At 74.4% G+C, this 1,816-nt stretch carries 2 protein-coding genes; one reads left to right on the forward strand and one right to left on the reverse strand.

Features of this window, described 5'->3' with window-relative positions; genetic code table 11:
- Positions 1-1,149: ATP-binding protein (locus tag DKL51_RS31735; protein WP_148097910.1), on the reverse strand; the 1,149-nt coding region annotated here is incomplete at its 3' end.
- 190 nt (positions 1,150-1,339) lie between these two features.
- Between DKL51_RS31735 and DKL51_RS31740 the strand changes: the two genes are divergently transcribed.
- Positions 1,340-1,816, forward strand: a 477-nt coding sequence (locus DKL51_RS31740) for an adenylate/guanylate cyclase domain-containing protein (RefSeq protein WP_148097911.1), incomplete at its 3' end; no start/stop codon positions are given.

Below are 1,816 nucleotides of genomic sequence, written 5' to 3' on the forward strand. Positions count from 1 at the left end.
CGCGCGGGCCGGCTCGCCGGCCAGCCGCCAGTGATGGGCCAGCCGGGCCTGGTGCAGCTCGCCGGTGGCGGAGGTCAGCGCCTCGGCGTAGCGCCGGTGCAGGGCGGACCGCTCGGCGGGCAGCAGCTCGTGGGCCAGCACCTCGGCGACCAGTTGGTGCCGCAGCCGGTAGCCGTCGTCCGCCCCGACCAGCAGCCGGTGCGCCACCGCGGCGCGGACCGCCTCGATCAGCTCCTCCTCGGGCAGCCGGACGACCTGGGCGAGCAGCCAGTGTTCGACCGGCTCGACGCCGACGGCGACGGCGTGCACCACCGCGTGCGCGTGCTGCGGCAGCGCGTCCACCCGGGCCAGGAAGATCTCCCGGAGGGTGTCGGAGAGCCCGTCCCGACCGTCGCGCAGGTCCCGGGCCAGCTCCTCGACCACGAACGGGTTGCCGCCACTGCGCTGCCAGACCAGCTCGGCGGCCTCGGGGGCCAGCGGCCGGCCGACGATGGCCGCGGCCAGCCGGTCGGTGTCCGCCCGGTCCAGCGGCGCCAGGTCCAGCACCCGGACCGAGCGCAGCCGGCGCAGCTCGGTGAGGACCCGACGCAGCGGGTGGGCGCCCTGCAGCGACTCCGCCCGGATCGCGGCGAGCACCGACAGCTGCAGGTCGCCGAGCCCGGCGAGCAGATAGAGCAGCAGCTGCCGGGTGCTCCGGTCGACCCATTGCAGGTCGTCGAGGACGAGCACCAGCGGCCGGCCGCCGGCGACCAGGTGCAGGCCGCGGGAGACCCGCTCGAGCAGCGCCCCGGCGCCGTCCGGCCCCGGGGTCTCGTCGTCGAACATCTGGAGCAGGCTGCGCACCGCCGAGGAGGTCCGCGCCTGCGCGGCGGTGAGCTCACCGTCGAGGCGGCGCAGTGCCTGCCGGAGCGGATGCAACGGGGAGGCGTCCCCGATGTCCAGACAGGAGCCGGTCAGCACCAGCGCGTCGGCTTCCCGCAGCCGCTCGCTGACCTCACCGAGCAACCGGGTCTTGCCCACCCCGCTCTCGCCGGTGAGGAAGACCGCCGCGGTGGGCCCCTGCGCGACGTCGTCGAGCAGCGCCGACCGGAGCGTGATCAGCTGATCGGCACGGCCGATGAGCGGTGCGGTGTCCACATCGCTGGCCATGGCCCGCAGCCTAATCACAGGTTCCCGCACCGTTCTACGGGCTCAAGGCCCTTGTGGTACTCCTCGCGTCGACATTACGACTAAAGGTTGCGAGTGGTCGACATACGTCGTCCTACCGATCCCCCGACGGCCAGGTGGTGAAAGTCTCCGGTGGTCGTCAGGCACCGGACGGGGGGAAAGGGTGGGTGCGATGCGAATGTCCACACTTGCGGGGGAGGTCCTCGGCACGGCCCACTGGCCGGTGCCGGAGGAGCGGCGGACCGTCACCGTGCTCTTCGCCGACATCGTCGGCTCGACCGGCCTGGTGGAGCGGCTCGACCCGGAGGACGTGCGGGCGCTGCAGCGGGCGTACTTCGACACCGTCGCGGGCGTGCTACGCCGGTGGAACGGGGTGGTCGAGAAGTACATCGGTGACGCGGTGATGGCGCTCTTCGGCGTGCCCGGGTCGGACGGCTTCGACGCGTACCGGGCGGTGCGGGCCGGGCTGGAGATCCAGCAGGCCCTCGACCGGCGGGCGCCGGCCGGCATCCGGCTGCGGATCCGGGTCGGGGTGGCCACCGGCGAGGCGCTCGTGGACCTGGCCGCCACCCGCGACGGCGGGCACGGCACGGCCAGCGGCGCGGTGATCACCACCGCGGCCCGCCTGCAGGAGTACGCGCCGCCGGGC

The sequence above is a fragment of the Micromonospora globispora genome (genome assembly GCF_003857015.1).
Lineage (GTDB): Bacteria > Actinomycetota > Actinomycetes > Mycobacteriales > Micromonosporaceae > Micromonospora > Micromonospora globispora.